9 protein-coding genes, 1 rRNA gene and 4 pseudogenes are annotated in these 15,851 nt (G+C 70.5%); 8 read left to right on the top strand and 6 right to left on the bottom strand.

What is annotated here, in order from left to right; genetic code table 11:
* The first annotated feature begins 255 nt into the window (after positions 1-255).
* Positions 256-372: ribosomal RNA gene (gene rrf, locus E6P78_RS03770) — 5S ribosomal RNA — on the top strand.
* A gap of 100 nt (positions 373-472) precedes the next feature.
* On the opposite strand, the pseudogene E6P78_RS03765 reads toward rrf, so the two are convergent.
* The 5 genes and pseudogenes from E6P78_RS03765 to E6P78_RS03745 all read right to left on the bottom strand — a co-directional run bounded on the left by E6P78_RS03765 (position 473) and on the right by E6P78_RS03745 (position 5,928).
* Positions 473-1,803, bottom strand: a pseudogene (locus E6P78_RS03765) (DUF58 domain-containing protein).
* Positions 1,764-2,815 (bottom strand): annotated as a pseudogene (locus E6P78_RS03760) (MoxR family ATPase). Before E6P78_RS03760 ends, E6P78_RS03765 begins: the two co-directional pseudogenes overlap by 40 nt.
* Positions 2,812-4,035, bottom strand: a pseudogene (locus E6P78_RS03755) (DUF4350 domain-containing protein). The pseudogenes E6P78_RS03760 and E6P78_RS03755 overlap by 4 nt, the downstream one beginning before the upstream one ends.
* A pseudogene (locus E6P78_RS03750) lies at positions 4,032-4,661 on the bottom strand (DUF4129 domain-containing protein). The pseudogenes E6P78_RS03755 and E6P78_RS03750 overlap by 4 nt, the downstream one beginning before the upstream one ends.
* A gap of 64 nt (positions 4,662-4,725) precedes the next feature.
* Complete coding sequence (locus E6P78_RS03745; RefSeq protein ID WP_136202027.1) at positions 4,726-5,928, bottom strand: hypothetical protein; 1,203 nt, start codon at positions 5,926-5,928, stop codon at positions 4,726-4,728.
* 140 nt (positions 5,929-6,068) lie between these two features.
* Between E6P78_RS03745 and mtnA the strand changes: the two genes are divergently transcribed.
* The 7 genes from mtnA (at position 6,069) to E6P78_RS03710 (ending at position 14,597) form a co-directional block, all read left to right on the top strand.
* Positions 6,069-7,214: an S-methyl-5-thioribose-1-phosphate isomerase gene (gene mtnA, locus E6P78_RS03740; protein ID WP_136202026.1), complete on the top strand. Its 1,146-nt coding sequence runs from the start codon at positions 6,069-6,071 to the stop codon at positions 7,212-7,214.
* A gap of 4 nt (positions 7,215-7,218) precedes the next feature.
* Positions 7,219-7,908 carry a two-component system response regulator MtrA gene (gene mtrA / locus E6P78_RS03735; RefSeq protein ID WP_187283109.1) on the top strand — a complete coding sequence of 230 codons (690 nt, stop codon included), beginning with the start codon at positions 7,219-7,221 and terminating at the stop codon, positions 7,906-7,908.
* 1 nt (position 7,909) lies between these two features.
* Entirely contained in the window at positions 7,910-9,937 is a 2,028-nt protein-coding gene (gene mtrB / locus E6P78_RS03730) for an MtrAB system histidine kinase MtrB (RefSeq protein WP_206307712.1), read from the top strand.
* A 34-nt stretch (positions 9,938-9,971) separates the two neighbouring features.
* Positions 9,972-11,792: an LpqB family beta-propeller domain-containing protein gene (locus tag E6P78_RS03725; protein ID WP_136202065.1), complete on the top strand. Its 1,821-nt coding sequence runs from the start codon at positions 9,972-9,974 to the stop codon at positions 11,790-11,792.
* A 101-nt stretch (positions 11,793-11,893) separates the two neighbouring features.
* Positions 11,894-12,640 (top strand): ComF family protein, encoded by a 747-nt coding sequence (locus E6P78_RS03720; protein WP_136202025.1) that lies wholly within the window; start codon positions 11,894-11,896, stop codon positions 12,638-12,640.
* A gap of 325 nt (positions 12,641-12,965) precedes the next feature.
* Positions 12,966-13,655 carry a ribosome-associated translation inhibitor RaiA gene (gene raiA / locus E6P78_RS03715; protein ID WP_136202024.1) on the top strand — a complete coding sequence of 230 codons (690 nt, stop codon included), beginning with the start codon at positions 12,966-12,968 and terminating at the stop codon, positions 13,653-13,655.
* A 186-nt stretch (positions 13,656-13,841) separates the two neighbouring features.
* Positions 13,842-14,597 carry a response regulator transcription factor gene (locus E6P78_RS03710; RefSeq protein ID WP_136202023.1) on the top strand — a complete coding sequence of 252 codons (756 nt, stop codon included), beginning with the start codon at positions 13,842-13,844 and terminating at the stop codon, positions 14,595-14,597.
* A gap of 68 nt (positions 14,598-14,665) precedes the next feature.
* Here E6P78_RS03710 and E6P78_RS03705 read toward each other — a convergent pair whose 3' ends face one another.
* Complete coding sequence (locus tag E6P78_RS03705) at positions 14,666-15,841, bottom strand: crosslink repair DNA glycosylase YcaQ family protein (protein WP_136202022.1); 1,176 nt, start codon at positions 15,839-15,841, stop codon at positions 14,666-14,668.
* Positions 15,842-15,851: the final 10 nt, after the last annotated feature.

The raw sequence follows: 15,851 nt of genomic DNA, 5'->3' as shown, positions 1-15,851 counted from the left end.
ACGTTCGGAAAGGATAACCGCTGAAAGCATCTAAGCGGGAAGCCTGCTTCGAGATGAGTATTCCCACCAACTTGATTGGTTAAGGCTCCCAGTAGACGACTGGGTTGATAGGCCAGATGTGGAAGCCCGGTAACGGGTGGAGCTGACTGGTACTAATAGGCCGAGGGCTTGTCCTCAGTTGCTCGCGTCCACTGTGTTAGTTCTGAAATAACGAACGGCCGTGTTTTGATCCGGTGTTGGTTAATTTCATAGTGTTTCGGTGGTCATTGCGTTAGGGAAACGCCCGGTTACATTCCGAACCCGGAAGCTAAGCCTTTCAGCGCCGATGGTACTGCAGGGGGGACCCTGTGGGAGAGTAGGACGCCGCCGAACTCCTTTTAGGAAGAGCCCCGTGCCCTTGTGGCACGGGGCTCTTCTGCGTTTCCGGACCGGTTTGCGCCAGCTCGGCTCCCCTTTCCCGGCAGCATGCCCGCTATGGCCGTCCCGCTGCTTTGAGAGCCAGATAGGCGTCGGCAAGGGCGGGTGCGAGATTGTCCGGTGGTGCGTCGACGACGACCACTCCGTGACGCCTGAGCTGTTCGGCGGTGCGACGGCCTCGGGCCTGGGCTTCGGCGCCGGCAGCAGCCTCGTATATTGCGTCCACTGTGCCTCGTGCCTGGGCCATTTCCTCGACGTGCCGGTCACTCACGGCAGCCAGCAGCACGGTATGGCGCTGGGTGAACTGGGACAGTACGGGCAACAGCCCCTCCTCCACAGGAACCGCGTCGAGACTGGTCAGAAGGACGACCAGCGAACGGCGAGGGGCGTCTGCCAGAGCTTCGGCAACGAGACCTCGCGCATCGGTCCCCACGAACTCCGGTTCAAGCAGCGCCAGCGCATCGACCACGGCAGGCAGGACCTCCCCGGCCGTGCGGCCCTGAACCCTCGCCCGGACACGACGGCTATAGGCGAGCAGCGCGACACGGTCGTCGGCACGGGTCGCGAAAGCGGTGAAGAGCAACGTCGCGTCCATCGCGGCGTCGAGGCGTGGGACGTCGCCGACCCGGCCCGCCGAAGTGCGACCCGTATCCAGGACCACGAGGATGCGCCGATCGCGCTCGGGGCGTCAGGTCCGGTCCGCACAGCGACTGCGGACTGGCGGGCGGTGGCCCGCCAGTCGGTCGAGCGGACATCGTCACCGGGGACGTAGGCGCGCAAGCTGTCGAACTCCGTGCCCTCGCCACGGGTGAGCAGGCTGGTGCGGCCGTCCAGCTTTCGCAGCCTGGCGAGCCGGGACGGAAGATGCCGGGACGGAAGATGCTTGCGGCTCGTGAAGGGCGGGAGGACCCGGACCGTCCACGGCACCTGGTGGCTGCCCTGGCGCGCAGCCAGTCCCAAGGGCCGGTACGAGCGGACGGTGATCTGTTCGGCTCGGCGATCACCTTGGCGTGTGGGGCGCAGGAAGGCGGTCAGGCGCCGTCGTTCGCTGGGCGGAGCGGTCAGCGTGTGGCGGGAGGCGGACGGCTCCGTGCCGGGCAGCCAGCTGCTGGGAGGCCACGCGACGCGGAGGTGTGCCCGCAGACGCCGACGGGAAGGGTTGGTTACGGTGAGTTGTACTTCTGCCCCGTCACCGAGTCGAACGGTTGTATCACCGGATCGGGTGAACTGAAGCGAACGCACTGGCGCTGCCAGGGCATAGTCGCACAGAATTGCCAGTGAGAGCGGGGCGTTGACCGCGAGCATTCCCGTCCAGCTCGGGGCCACGACGCCTACAGGGAGTGATCTTAGGGCGGCCAGCAAGGCGGCGCGTCCGGTGAGGGCCACAGTTCATCGCCCCATCGGGGTACGGGGACATGGGCGAGTACAGCGGGGATGACGGAGTCGGGGGAGACCACTTCCATCTGTGCCTCGAGGCGCAGTTGGATGCGGTGGCGGAGTGTGGGCAGGGCCAAGGCCTTCACGTCGTCCGGGGCTACATAGTCGTGGCCGGTGAGCCAGGCCCAGGCTCGGACGGTGGACAGCAGTGCGGTGGCTCCTCGGGGCGAGACACCGAGCGAGATTGAGGGGGATCACGCGTGGCACGACAGATATCCACTACGTAGCCGAAGAGTTCGGGGGAGACGGTTGTCCTGGCGACCGCGTGGCGGCTGGCTTCGAGATCGACCGGGCCGGCGACGACCGGTTGTATGCCTGCGGCCTTCAGATCCCGAGGATCGAAACTGTCGGCATGGCGGGTGAGGACGTTGATCTCGTTCTCGCGGGCGGGAAGCGGAACCGTCAGCCTCAGCAGAAACCGGCCCAGTTGGGCTTCGGGCAGCGGGCAGGTGCCCTCGTACCCGACGGGGTTCTGCGTCGCGGCAACAAGGAAGGGGTCCGGCAGGGAGCGGGGTGTTCCGTCGACGGTGACTGGCGTTCCTCCACCGCTTCCAGAAGGGATGACTGGGTTTTGGGGGCGTCCGGTAGATCTCGTCGGCGAGGAGGAGGTTGGTGAATACGGGGCCCGGCTGGAAGGGGAACTCGGCGGTGCGGGCGTCGTAGACGAGCGACCGGTGACGTCGCTGGGCATCAGGCCGGGCGTGAACTGCACGCGTTTCGTGTTGTGTTCGAGTGATACGGCAAGGGCTCGGACCAGCAAGGTCTTGGCCACGCCAGGGACGCCTACGAGCAGGACGTGCCCTCGGCAGAGGAGGGCGACGACCCGCCCGGTCACGGCAGGGTCCTGGCCGACCACGGCCATCGCGATCTGGGAGCGCAGCGCTTCCAGGGAGGTGCGGGCTGCGTCGTCACCGCTGACGGTCCTGGTTGTGCCGACGGACACGGGTGGCGGGGCGCTCATGAGGTTCGGACCTCTCTTTCGGGGGAGTCGAGTTGGTCTGCCAGAAGTACGAACGTGGCCTCCTCGGAGGGGGCCGGGCCGAAGAGCAGTTCGCTGATGGAGCCATGGGCAGGGCCGAGGTGTGCCGACAGAGCGAGGGGGGAGCACTGAGCGGGAGTGGGCGTCCCGGGGGGAGACGCCTATGAGGGGTGCCACGCGGGTGCGGGCGGCGCGGCGGAGTGATGAGGCGGCCCGGTCACAAGCGTTGGCCTTGCGGTTGAGCCGGGCCCGGCCCTCGGTGGACTCGGACGCTCGGATGGCCACCGGCAGGTGCTCGGTGACGAGGGGGCCCAGGCGCCGGGCCCACCAGATCGCGGCGAGCACTGCGGCGAGTGCGGGTTGCAGCGTGCCCCACAGCAGCCGGACGGGATCAGCTCGATGAAGCTGCTCACCCTGTCCACCGTGTCGCCGTTCGTAGTGCCGTCGTTGCCCGGGGCGCCGCCGGCGGAGGAATCAGTGAGGGAGGGGAGGTACCAGACCAGATGTGGGCGGGAACCGAGGAGTTGGAGAGCCAGGGATGCGTTCCCCTGGTGGGCCAGGCGCTCGTTGTACAGGAAGTCGGGGGAGCCGAGAAGGACGGTGTCACCGGCTGCGGGTCGGCGCAGAAGGAGCGCGGAGGGCAGGCCGGGGGCTGGGTAGCAGGCGGTGGCGTCGAGGCCGTCCGATGCGTAGCGGATGCCGCCCGTCTCGACGGCTCCGGCTCTTCGGGCCGCTGCCATGGATCAGCCGGGGGGACGTGGGGCCACGGAGGTGGAGGGCTCGGCGTGGACCCCCGGGGCCAGCGTGCCCACGGACGCGCAGCCGGCACCGAGGAGGACGGTGCGGCCGGCCGTGGCGGTGGTGGCTGCACGCAGGGTGGTCTGCTGGTGGGGCATCAGCAGGTTGGGAGCGGTGACGAGGAGCGTCGCGTCGGTTCCGGTTACGGAGGCAGCGTCCTTGAGCGTGGTCACGACGCGGACGGATACGCCGTGGTCCTTGAGGAGCTCGGCGACGGCCCTGCTGCCGTAGCGGTTCGCCGAGCGGGGGCCGAGGCGGCCGTGCTGGTCCCCGGAGCGGGCAGAGGCCAGGGCTATCGCGGCGATGACGAGCAGCCGGAAGGCCAGCGGCACCCCGCGGGCGCGGAGCCAGACCTGGGGAGGGGCGACGGAGGAGGAGGTGGGAAGGGTGGCTACCGCGGTCATTCGGCAGCCCCCTCGCGCGTGTCGGTCAGGTGGGGTTCGGCGGATTCGAGGTCGAGGTCCAGGTCGAGCAGGGCCAGGTATGACGACTGGTCGGCGATGCGGCCGCCGTACGTGACGTCGTCGAACGCACGGGCCGCCGCCCGCAGGCGGGTGTCGTGCGCGGGGAGGGCGCGCCCTGCTTCCGAGGCCGCTTCGTCGGCGGTCCGTCCGGGGCGGGAATCCAGTAGGGCTCGCTCCTCGATGGAGTGGACGATCGCGCGCATCCGTTCCTGGACGGCTTGGTTCCAGCGGCCGGCGGCGGCGTGGACCTCGGCGGCGGCGCGGTGGTCCGCGGTACTGCGGGGGCCGTCCTCGAAGAGTGAGCCGGAGGGCCGGGCGCCGCGCTGCGAGGTGTCGAGCCTCCACCGGAGTGCGGCGGCCAGGGCAATGACGGTCAGGAGGAGAACGATCAGGCCGGCCGGCCCGCCGGGGTCCACGCCACCGCCGGCCGCTGGGATGAGGTCGCCGAACCAGGTTCACACATGGTCGAGAGCGCGTTGGAGGAGGTTCGGATCGTTCTTGTGGTACGCGCCCTTGGACAGTTCGCGTCTCGCCGCTTTCCGGGCCGGGAGGCGCCCGGTGTCCACGGGGGTGCCGCCGCTGGCCCGTATCAGCAGCGGCGCTGCTGTCCCGCCCGCCCCCGACACGGTGTCAGCTCCTGTTGTCGTAGCCCGGCAGCCCCGCTGCCCTGGCAAGGTCGAGGTCGAGTGCCTCGCGGCGGATTCGCTGGTCCACGTAGAGCAGAGCCATGACGCCGGAGTAGAGGGGGTAGGCGATCGTCGCGATGATCACGTCGCCGATGGCGGAGGTGATCAGGTACGGCCAGCCGAAACCGGTGGTGCTCTTGTCGACGAAGGAGCTCAGAGTGCCGCCGTCGGCAATGATCGCGATATAGCCGAAGGGGATGCTGACCATCACGGCCACGATGAATGTCAGGGCCATGGTCAGGGCGAGGATGCCGAACGTCCGCCACCAGGCGTCGCGGACCAGCTTGGCGGAACGTCGCATGGACGCGGTGATCGACTGCCGTTCCAGCATCAGTGCCGGGGAGGCGAGGCTGAAACGGACCATCAGCCAGAGGAAGACTCCCGTTGCCGCGAGCAGGCCGAGAAACGCGAGGCCGACTCCCGCGGTGTCGCCGATCAGGAATACCGGGAGGACACCTGCTGCCATGACCGCCCCGCCGAGGACGGGAAGCAGGAGCGTCAGGCCCAGCAGGGGGAGGAGCCTGGGCCGGGCCTCGGTCCAGGCATCGGACAGGGTGACCGGGCGGCCCAGCACCGAGCGGCTGATCACCACGGTGAGTACCGCCGTGGTGAAGATCAGGGCCAGCATGGAGATGAGCATGGACGGGGCGTTGTCGAGCAGGCTGAAGCGGAGCGAGTCCGCGGTCTGGCGCAGGGCCTCCGGGCCGGTGGCGTTCCGGTCGAACGACGGGGGGTCGGGCTGCAGGTACCGCTGGACGAAGAGGATGGCGGTCTGGGCGATCACGGAGACGGTGAGCGAGACGCCGAGGACCGTGCGCCAGTGGGCACGCATGGCAGAGACGGCGCCGTCCAGGATCTCGCCGACGCCGAGTGGTCGGAGCGGGATGACGCCGGGCTTCGCCGCGTCCGGCAGTCGGCCCCAGCCCGGCCCCTGCGGGGAGGCGCCCCAGCCGGGGCGGGGAGGCGGGGTGCCGTGGCCGGTCGCGGTGTGGCTCGGCGGGGACCACTGCCCGGCGGGCGGCTGCGTGGAAGCCCAGGCTCCCGCGGGTGCGCTGCCGTCGACGGGTTCGGAAGGCCGGGGGACGCCCGTCTCCTGACCGTCGGAGGGGGCAGATCCGGGCGAGGCCCAGCCCGGAGTGTCGTTCATTCTTGCTCCTTCACGGTCCTGTCCGCGCATCGGGGCGTCAGGTTGGCAGCCATCGTGCCACGCGTTGCGCAGGTGCGGGCCTGGCCTTGTGTCTCCTCGGTCCCTTCATGTCCGGGCGAGTCACCGGGCAGACTGGGCGGATGGCTGATCAGGACACACAATCGCCGGTGGGCAGCGAGTCCGCCGGGCTATCCGTACTTCGCTGGGACGAACCTCCGGAGGGCCCCGTACTGGTGCTACTCGACCAGACGCGGTTGCCGGCCGAGGAAACGGAGCTGGTGTGCACCGACGTGCCGGCACTGGTGGGCGCGATCAGGGCGCTCGCGGTTCGGGGCGCCCCCCTGCTGGGCATCGCCGGGGCCTACGGGGTGGCTCTGGCCGCGGTGCGGGGCTATGACGTGGCGGAGGCCGCCGGGCTGCTGGAGCAGGCGCGGCCCACCGCGGTGAACCTCGGGTACGGCGTGCGGCGGGCTGCCGCGGCGTACTGGGCGGCTCTCGACAAGGGGGCCGGGCAGGAGCAGGCGGGGGCGGCCGCGCTGGCGGAGGCCAGGGCGTTGCACCGGGAGGACGCCGAGGCCAGTGGGCGCATGGCCCGGTTCGGGCTCGACCTGCTGGACGAGCTGGTTCCGGGCGGGAGTCATCGGCTGCTGACCCACTGCAATACCGGGGCGCTCGTCTCCGGGGGCGAGGGGACCGCCTTCGCGGTGGCGCTCGGCGCGCACCGGGAGGGCCGGTTGCGGCGGCTGTGGGTGGACGAGACCCGTCCGCTGCTGCAGGGCGCCCGGCTGACCGCGTACGAGGCGGCGCGCAGCGGCATGCCGTACAGCCTGCTCACGGACAATGCGGCCGGTTCGCTGTTCGCCGCGGGGGAGGTGGATGCCGTGCTGATCGGGGCGGACCGCATCGCCGCGGACGGTTCCGTGGCCAACAAGGTGGGGAGCTATCCGCTGGCGGTGCTCGCCAAGTACCACCACGTACCGTTCATAGTGGTGGCGCCGACGACGACCGTGGATCTGCTCACCGCGGACGGGGCGTCGATCACCGTGGAGCAGCGATCCGGGCGGGAAGTGACGGAGCTCACATTCTCGCCTCGCGGGGCTGGGGACGAGGAGGTGAGCGGGGTGCTCGTGGCCCCGGTGGGAACCCAGTCGTACAACCCCGCCTTCGATATCACGCCGCCGGAGCTGGTCACGGCGATCGTCACGGAGGAGGGCGTAATCTCGCCGGTCACGGGGGCCGGGCTGGCAGAGCTGTGTGCCAGATCATCGCAGGTAACGATTAGCTAATGGGATGATGTCGTTTATGAAGGGACGCGTCCTTGTCGTCGACGACGACACCGCACTGGCCGAGATGCTCGGGATTGTGCTGCGTGGTGAGGGTTTCGAGCCGTCGTTCGTAGCGGACGGCGACAAGGCACTTGCTGCATTTCGAGAGGCGAAGCCGGACCTGGTCCTGCTCGACCTCATGCTGCCCGGCAGGGACGGCATCGAGGTCTGCAGGCTGATCAGGGCCGAGTCGGGTGTGCCGATCGTCATGCTCACTGCCAAGAGCGACACGGTTGACGTGGTGGTGGGCCTGGAGTCCGGGGCCGACGACTACATCGTCAAGCCGTTCAAACCGAAGGAGTTGGTCGCCCGCATCAGGGCACGTCTGCGCAGGTCCGAAGAGCCGGCCCCGGAGCAGTTGGCCATCGGGGACCTGGTCATAGACGTCGCCGGGCACTCGGTGAAGCGGGACGGGCAGTCCATCGCCCTGACGCCGCTGGAGTTCGACCTGCTGGTCGCGCTCGCCCGCAAGCCGTGGCAGGTCTTCACCCGTGAGGTCCTCCTGGAGCAGGTGTGGGGTTACCGCCATGCCGCGGACACCCGCTTGGTCAACGTGCATGTTCAGCGGCTCCGCTCCAAGGTCGAGAAGGACCCGGAGCGGCCGGAGATCGTGGTGACCGTCCGAGGTGTCGGTTACAAGGCCGGACCGAGCTGACATGTCCCTGGGTAGCACTGCTCCGAAGCCCGGGGAGCCGGGAGTCCGTGCGGAGCGGGCTGCCGGTTCAGGGCACACGTCGTCTCCCGTCGAGCGCTTCCTGCAGGGCGGCCGGTTGTTCCAGGACCGGGCGCCCGGCGGGCCGGTGCCGCGGTTGCTGATGCGCTGGGTGCGGCGTCCGCTGCTGCCCGCCGTACGGCTGTGGCGGCGCAACCTCCAGCTGCGGGTCGTCGCCGGCACGCTGCTGATGTCACTCGGAGTGGTGCTGCTGCTCGGCCTCGTCGTGATCGGTCAGGTGCGCAACGGCCTGCTGGACGCGAAGGGCAAGGCCGCCCAGACACAGGCCGCGGGCGGGTTCGCGGCCGCCCAGGAGAAGGCCAACGCGCCTCTCACCCCCGCCGCCGGCCAGGGCGACGACGCCGTGGACGGCACGACGGCCAACAACTCATGGCGCACCGAGCTCGTCGACCAGCTCGCCAGTGGCGGGAAGAACGCCTTCAACGTGGTGGCGCTCAGCGCCGACGAGGGCTCCCGTGCGCCACGCGGCTCAGGAAGCGTCGAGGCCGCGAGCATTCCGCAGAGCCTGCGCGATTCGGTGAACAAGGGCCCCGGAGCCTTCCAGACGTACTCCCTGATCCAGTACGCGAACGGGCAGGAGTCGCAGCCCGGTCTCATCGTCGGCAAGCGCCTCTACGACATCGACCGCAATCCGTACCAGCTGTACTACGTCTTCCCGCTGACGCAGGAGGAGAAGTCCCTGACGCTGGTCAAGGGCACGCTGGCGACCGCGGGCCTGTTCGTCGTCGTGCTGCTGGGGGCCATCGCCTGGTTCGTGGTCCGCCAGGTCGTCACCCCCGTACGCATGGCCGCGGGGATCGCCGAACGGCTCTCCGCGGGCCGGCTCCAGGAACGGATGAAGGTCACCGGCGAGGACGACATCGCCCGGCTCGGTGAGGCCTTCAACAAGATGGCGCAGAACCTCCAGCTGAAGATCCAGCAGTTGGAGGAGCTCTCCCGGATGCAGCGGCGTTTCGTCTCGGACGTCTCGCACGAGCTGCGCACACCCCTGACGACGGTGCGGATGGCCGCCGACGTCATCCACGAGGCGCGCGTCGACTTCGATCCGGTCACGGCCCGGTCCGCGGAGCTGCTGGGGGACCAGCTCGACCGCTTCGAGTCGCTGCTGTCCGACCTGCTGGAGATCAGCCGCTTCGACGCCGGCGCGGCCGCGCTGGAGGCGGAGCCGATAGACCTGCGGCAGGTCGTGCGCAGGGTGATAGGCGGCGCCGAGCCGCTGGCCGAGCGCAAGGGCACCCGCATCCGGGTGGTCGGGGACGAGCAGCCGGTGATCGCCGAGGCCGACGCGCGGCGGGTCGAGCGGGTCCTGCGCAACCTGGTCGTCAACGCCGTCGAGCACGGCGAGGGACGCGATGTCGTGGTGCGGATGGGTGCGGCGGGCGGAGCGGTCGCCGTCGCCGTCCGGGACTACGGCGTGGGGCTGAAGCCCGGCGAGGCGACCCGGGTCTTCAACCGCTTCTGGCGGGCGGACCCGGCCCGTGCGCGGACGACCGGCGGCACCGGCCTCGGCCTGTCCATCGCCGTCGAGGACGCACGGCTGCACGGCGGCTGGCTGCAGGCCTGGGGCGAGCCGGGCGGCGGTTCGCAGTTCCGGCTGACGCTGCCGCGTACGGCGGACGAGCCGCTGCGGGGCTCGCCGATACCGCTGGAGCCCGAGGACTCGCGGCGCAACCGGGAGAACCGGGACCGGGCCGCGGACCCCTCGGCCACCGGCAGCGAGCGCCGGCTGCTGGCGGTGCCCTCGCAGCACGCCACCGCGGGCCGCTCGCCGCTGCCCGTTCCGTCCCGGGCCCCCATGCGGGCCAGGACCGCGCCTGCCTCGGTGCATCCGGCGGCCTTGCCGGGCAACGGGGCGCGCGTGGTGCCGCGCACCGCCGAGGGGCGGCCGGCCGGACCCAACGACTCTCCGGGGGCGATACCGGGGCGGGAGGACACGACTCGTGAGCACTGACCGTCTGCAGGGCGGCCGTGGGCGTGCGGCGGGGATGACCGTGCTGATCGGGTGCGGCGCGCTGCTGCTGTCCGCGTGCGGCTCGATGCCCGTCACCGGGGACGTCAAGGCCGTCGACGCCTCGCAGCCCGGCGACTCCCAGGTGCAGGTGTACGCGGTGGCCCCGCGGGACGGCGCGACTCCCAACGAGGTGGTCGACGGCTTCCTGGAGTCGATGACCAGCGACGACTCCGACTTCCGGACGACGCGCAAGTACCTCACCAAGGAGGCGTCGCGCCGCTGGAAGCCGAGTGCGGAGACCACCGTGCTGGCCAAGGCGCCGAACCGGAGCGACCGGCCGGTGCACGAGGGCGACCACAGCACCACCGAGGTCACCTACACCCTGACCGGGGAGAAGGTGGCGACGGTCGACGAGCAGAACGCGTACCAGCCGCTCGCCCCGTCCGACTACTCGCGCACGCTCCACCTGGTGCGGGAGAAGGGGCCGGACGGCAAGGAGTGGCGCATCGACCTCGTGCCGGACGGGCTGGTGCTCGGGCAGTCGGACTTCAAGCGGCTCTACCGCTCCGTCAACAAGTTCTACTTCGCGACCGGCCGGTCCGACGCGCAGGCCACCCTCGTCGCCGACCCCGTCTACCTCCGGAACCGGACGGACCCCGCCACCGGGACGGACACGGTGACGCAGGCGGTCCGCAGCCTTCTGCGGGGCCCGACCGACTGGCTGCGGCCGGTGGTCGAGTCGCGCTTCCCCGCCGGGACCGGGCTGAAGAAGGGCGTCGCCTCCCTGACGCCCGACGACCGCAACGTTCTGAAGGTGCCGCTCGACAAGAAGGCCGACGGGACCGGGCAGCGTTCCTGCCGGATGATGGCCTCGCAGGTCCTCTTCACCCTCCGCGACCTGACCTCCGCGCGGGTCGAACAGGTGGAGTTGCAGCGTTCGGACGGTTCGCCGCTGTGTGTGCTCGACGCGGACCAGGCCGAGGAGTACGCCCCCGACCGTTCCTCGGGCGGACCCGACAGCCAGTACTTCGTGGACGCCAAGGGGCGCGTGGAGCGCATCCCCGGCAGCACCCGGGGCAGCGGCGAGCCGGAGCCGGTGCCCGGTCCCTTCGGCAGCGGTGCGCTGCGGGTCAGCGCGGTCGGCGTGGCCCGGGACGAGCAGTCGGCGGCGGCGCTCTCCCAGCACAACGACGCGCTCTACGTCACGTCGATAGCCGTGGACGGCGAGCTGCCCGTACCCGCCGTGACGAGCAAGGCGGGCAACTCCGAGGACCGGCTGACGGCGCCCAGCTGGGACGGTCGGGGCGATCTCTGGGTCGCCGACCGCGACCCGAAGAACTCCAGGCTCCTGCGCCTGCCCCAGGGCAAGGGCAAGCCGCAGGAGGTCACCGTGCCGAGCCTCGACGGCAGCCGGATCACGGCGCTGCGGCTGTCCTCGGACGGGGTGCGCATAGCGCTGCTGCTGACCAAGGACGACCACACGACGCTGAAGATCGGCCGGATCGAGCGGCAGGGACCGCAGGACGACGCGCAGGTGTCCGTAGTGGACCTGCGGCAGGCGGCGCCGCAGCTCGCGGACGTGACGGCGATGTCCTGGTCCGGCCGCAGCCGCCTCGTCGTGGTCGGCAAGGAGCAGGGTGGCGTGCAGCAGGTCCGTTACGTGCAGGCGGACGGCTCCACGCCCTCCTCGGGGGTGCTGCCCGGGGTCAACCAGGTGCTCGCCATCGCCGCCGCGGACGACGAGCAGCTGCCGCTGATGGCGGACACGTTCGGCGACGGGATAGTGAAGCTGCTGCCGGGTGACAACTGGCAGACCGTCCTCAAGGAGGGCTCCGCGCTCGTCTACCCCGGCTGAGACCGGCTGAGACCGGCGGCCGGAGACCGGCGGAGACCGGCTGAGACCGGTGGTTGTCCACAGGGGTGGCCCGGCTGCCCCGGTGGGGGCACAGTTGAGTCATGCGCGGGTGGTGGCGGGAGATCACCGGACTCGTTCTGCCGGTCTCCTGTGGCGGCTGCGGCAGGGCACGAACGGAGCTGTGCGACGCCTGTGGCGCGCAGCTGCACGGCGGAGCGCCGCGCCGGGTGCGGCCCGCGCCCGAGCCGCCCGCCCTGCCCGCGGTGCATGCCGCCGCCGGATACGAGAACGCGGTACGGGCGGTGCTGCTGGCCCACAAGGAGCGCGGCGTGCTCGCCCTCGCGCGGCCGCTCGGCAAGGCGCTGGCGGTCGCGGTAAGGGCCGGGACGGGGCAGGTGCCGGACGGGCGACCACTGCTGCTCGTACCCGTGCCGTCCGCGCGGTCGGCGGTGGCGGCGCGCGGGCATGATCCGGGGCGGCGGATCGCGTTGGCGGCGGCCGCGCACCTGCGGCGTGCGGGTACGCCGGCGACGGTCGCCGCGGTGCTGCGGCAGCGGCGTGCGGTGGTGGACCAGGCGGGTCTCACGGCGCGGGACCGCCAGGCCAATCTGGCGGGTGCGCTGAGGGTGGTGACCGGGGGCGGACGGCTGCTCGCCACCGGTCGGGTGGTGCTGGTGGACGACCTGCTGACGACGGGGGCCACGCTGGCCGAGGCGGCACGTGCGCTCGCCTGCGCCCAGGGGCCTGCCGGCACCGGCGCGGTGGTGCGTGACGCGGCCGTCGTCGCGGCGTCCCCCGCGGCCTTCGACGCAGCATGTCCCGCTGCCCGCGAAATAAACCGGAACTGAAACTGAACTTGCATCGTTGCAGGTAGTGAGTGGGTAAATAGACCTGAACGGAGGTACGCGCGAGTAGCGGGTGCCGACATCCGTCCGAGCAGGCTATGTTCGGTTGTGAGGAATGGTGAATGCCGGGCCTCGACGAATGCACCACCAGGTTTCGGGCAGGCGACCCACCAGTAGGGAAACCGGAAATTCGGTGGGGTGGAGACCTTGCCGACGGGGGAGGAGGAGGTGGAAGTCACCGAGTCCGCGGCTCCGGTCGTCACCGGAGCCAGGTGCAAAAGGGAGATGCTCCGCCACTGAGCGGGGCGATCCGGGAACGGAGTTCTGCGTGGACATCGTCGTCAAGGGCCGCAAGACCGAGGTGCCCGAGCGGTTCCGCAAGCACGTGGCCGAGAAGCTGAAGCTGGACAAGATCCAGAAGTTCGACGGCAAGGTGATCAGCCTCGACGTGGAGGTGTCCAAGGAGCCGAACCCCCGTCAGGCAGACCGCTGCGACCGGGTGGAGATCACTCTCCGCTCGCGCGGACCGGTCATCAGGGCGGAAGCGGCCGCAGGCGACCCGTACGCAGCGCTGGACCTGGCCACCGGCAAGCTGGAGGCCCGGCTGCGCAAGCAGCACGACAAGCGCTACAGCCGCCGGGGCACGGGGCGTATCCCCGCTGCGGAGGTCGGCGAGATGGTGCCGGACGCGGCATCGTTCAACGGCGACGGCGAACTGATCATCGACGAGACGGCACAGCCCGAACCCACCACCAGGGTCGGCTCGCTGGAGGTACAGGGCGAGGGGCCGCTGGTGATGCGCGAGAAGACGCACGTCGCGGCGCCCATGTCGCTCGACCAGGCGCTCTACGAGATGGAGTTGGTCGGACACGACTTCTATCTGTTCGTCGACAACGAGACGAAGGAGCCCAGTGTCGTCTACCGGCGGCATGCCTACGACTACGGTGTCATCCACCTGAGGACCGACCCGCTGGCCGCCGATGAGGCGGGCGGCGCCGGCGGTGCGCTCGGCGGCTGACGCCACCACTGTGTGGTGCCCCTGGAGCGCCTGTGCGCCCCCAGGGGCACCCGTGTGCCACCGAGGGATCACCGCGCCGGGCGTCCCGGCATGAAATCATGGCGGCTCAAGCCAAACGGTGCTCTGTGAACTGCCGTTGGCGGACAGTTCGTGAACTTCAGGCCGTGGCCTTCAGGGGGAGGAACGATGGCGGACACCTTCGGGCCCGTGCGCGACGCGAGGGGCTCCGACGACGCGGCGGGCGTCCTGGCCGGCGAGTACCGGGACAACGGCTACCGCAAGGAGCCGATCCGGGTCCTGGTGGTCGACGACCACGCCCTCTTCCGCAGAGGCCTGGAGATCGTCCTCGCGCACGAGGAGGACATCGAGGTCGTCGGCGAGGCGGGCGACGGGGCGGAGGCGGTCGACAAGGCGGCCGACCTGCTCCCGGACATCGTGCTGATGGATGTGCGGATGCCCAGGCGGGGCGGCATCGAGGCCTGTACGTCCATCAAGGAGGTGGCCCCCAGCGCGAAGATCATCATGCTGACGATCAGCGACGAGGAGGCCGACCTCTACGACGCCATCAAGGCCGGCGCCACGGGCTATCTCCTCAAGGAGATCTCCACGGACGAGGTGTCCACCGCGATCCGCGCGGTCGCCGACGGGCAGTCCCAGATCAGCCCGTCCATGGCGTCCAAACTGCTCACCGAGTTCAAATCGATGATCCAGCGGACCGATGAACGCCGGCTGGTACCGGCGCCCCGGCTCACCGAGCGTGAACTCGAAGTCCTCAAACTGGTCGCCACCGGCATGAACAATCGCGATATCGCCAAGGAACTGTTCATTTCCGAGAACACCGTGAAGAACCACGTGCGCAATATTCTGGAGAAGCTCCAGCTGCACTCCCGCATGGAAGCGGTGGTCTATGCCATGCGGGAGAAGATCCTCGAGATCAGGTGACCGGTGCGCACGACGCGGTGACCGGCGGCGCGACCGGTCCGGTCATCCCAGGAGGCGGGCGAGCCCGGTCATGCCAGGAGGCGGGCGATTTCCGCCGTGAGCGGCCCCCGCAGCTCCGGCGCCTCCACCCGCTCCAGCCGGACGTCCGTGCAGCCGACCCAGGAGGCCGCCTCCACCAGAGCCTCCGCCATCGGCGCCACGGCCTTCGCGCCCGCCAGGGACACCTGCCGGGCGATCAGCGTGGTGCCGTCACGGGCCGGGTCGACCCGGCCCTGAAGCCTGCCGCCGGCCAGCAGCGGCATCGCGAAGTAGCCGTGCATCCGCTTCGGCTTGGGCACGTACGCCTCCAGCCGGTGCGTGAATCCGAAGATCCGCTCGGTGCGCGCACGCTCCCAGACCAGTGAGTCGAAGGGCGACAGCAGCGTCGTGCGGTGCCGCCCGCGCGGTTCGACGGCCAGCGCCGCCGGGTCCGCCCAGGCCGGCTTCGCCCAGCCCTGCACGGACACCGGCACCAGACCGGAATCCGCCACCACCGCGTCGAACTGCTCCCCCCTGAGACGGTGGTAGTCCGCGATGTCCGACCGGGTGCCCACGCCCAGCGACTGCCCCGCGAGCGCCACCAGCCGGCGCAGGCACTCCGCGTCGTCCAGATCGTCGTGCAGCACGGCGTCGGGCAGGGCGCGCTCCGCGAGGTCGTAGACCCGCTTCCAGCCGCGCCGCTCGGTGCACACCACCTCGCCGTACATCAGGGCACGCTCGACGGCCACCTTCGACGCCGACCAGTCCCACCACTCCCCGCCGTTCTTCGCGCCGCCCAGCTCCGTCGCCGTCAGCGGGCCCTCGGCGGTCAGCTGCTTGATGACGGTGTCGTACGCGCCGTCCGGCAGGTCGTGGTGCCACTGCGCCCGCGAGCGGTAGGCGCGGCGGCGGAACGCGAAGTGCGGCCACTCCTCGACGGGCAGGATGCACGCGGCGTGCGACCAGTACTCGAAGGCGCGTCCGCCCGACCAGTACGCCTCCTCGACCGTGCGCCGGCCGATCGCGCCCAGGCGCGCGTACGGGATCAGTTCGTGCGAACGCGCCAGTACCGAGATCGTGTCCAGCTGTACGGCGCCGAGGTGCCGCAGCACTCCGGGCACCCCGGCCCGGCGGTCCGGCGCGCCCAGGAAACCCTGCGCGCGCAGGGCGATCCTGCGCGCCTGGTCGGCGGAGAGTTCGACTGCGGGTGGCTGCACAGACGTCATGCTCCGCACT

This window comes from Streptomyces sp. A0958 (genome assembly GCF_004795035.1).
In the GTDB taxonomy this organism is placed as follows: Bacteria; Actinomycetota; Actinomycetes; order Streptomycetales; family Streptomycetaceae; genus Streptomyces.
The sequence above is the reverse complement of the archived record's forward strand: the minus strand, read 5'-3'. Positions and strand labels throughout refer to the sequence as shown.

Coding starts and splice junctions, on each gene's coding strand:
- E6P78_RS03745 (WP_136202027.1), bottom strand. CDS start 5,928: ATGAACGACACTCCGGGCTGGGCCTCGCCCGGATCTGCCCCCTCCGAC.
- mtnA (WP_136202026.1), top strand. CDS start 6,069: ATGGCTGATCAGGACACACAATCGCCGGTGGGCAGCGAGTCCGCCGGG.
- mtrA (WP_187283109.1), top strand. CDS start 7,219: ATGATGTCGTTTATGAAGGGACGCGTCCTTGTCGTCGACGACGACACC.
- mtrB (WP_206307712.1), top strand. CDS start 7,910: ATGTCCCTGGGTAGCACTGCTCCGAAGCCCGGGGAGCCGGGAGTCCGT.
- E6P78_RS03725 (WP_136202065.1), top strand. CDS start 9,972: ATGACCGTGCTGATCGGGTGCGGCGCGCTGCTGCTGTCCGCGTGCGGC.
- E6P78_RS03720 (WP_136202025.1), top strand. CDS start 11,894: ATGCGCGGGTGGTGGCGGGAGATCACCGGACTCGTTCTGCCGGTCTCC.
- E6P78_RS03710 (WP_136202023.1), top strand. CDS start 13,842: ATGGCGGACACCTTCGGGCCCGTGCGCGACGCGAGGGGCTCCGACGAC.
- E6P78_RS03705 (WP_136202022.1), bottom strand. CDS start 15,841: ATGACGTCTGTGCAGCCACCCGCAGTCGAACTCTCCGCCGACCAGGCG.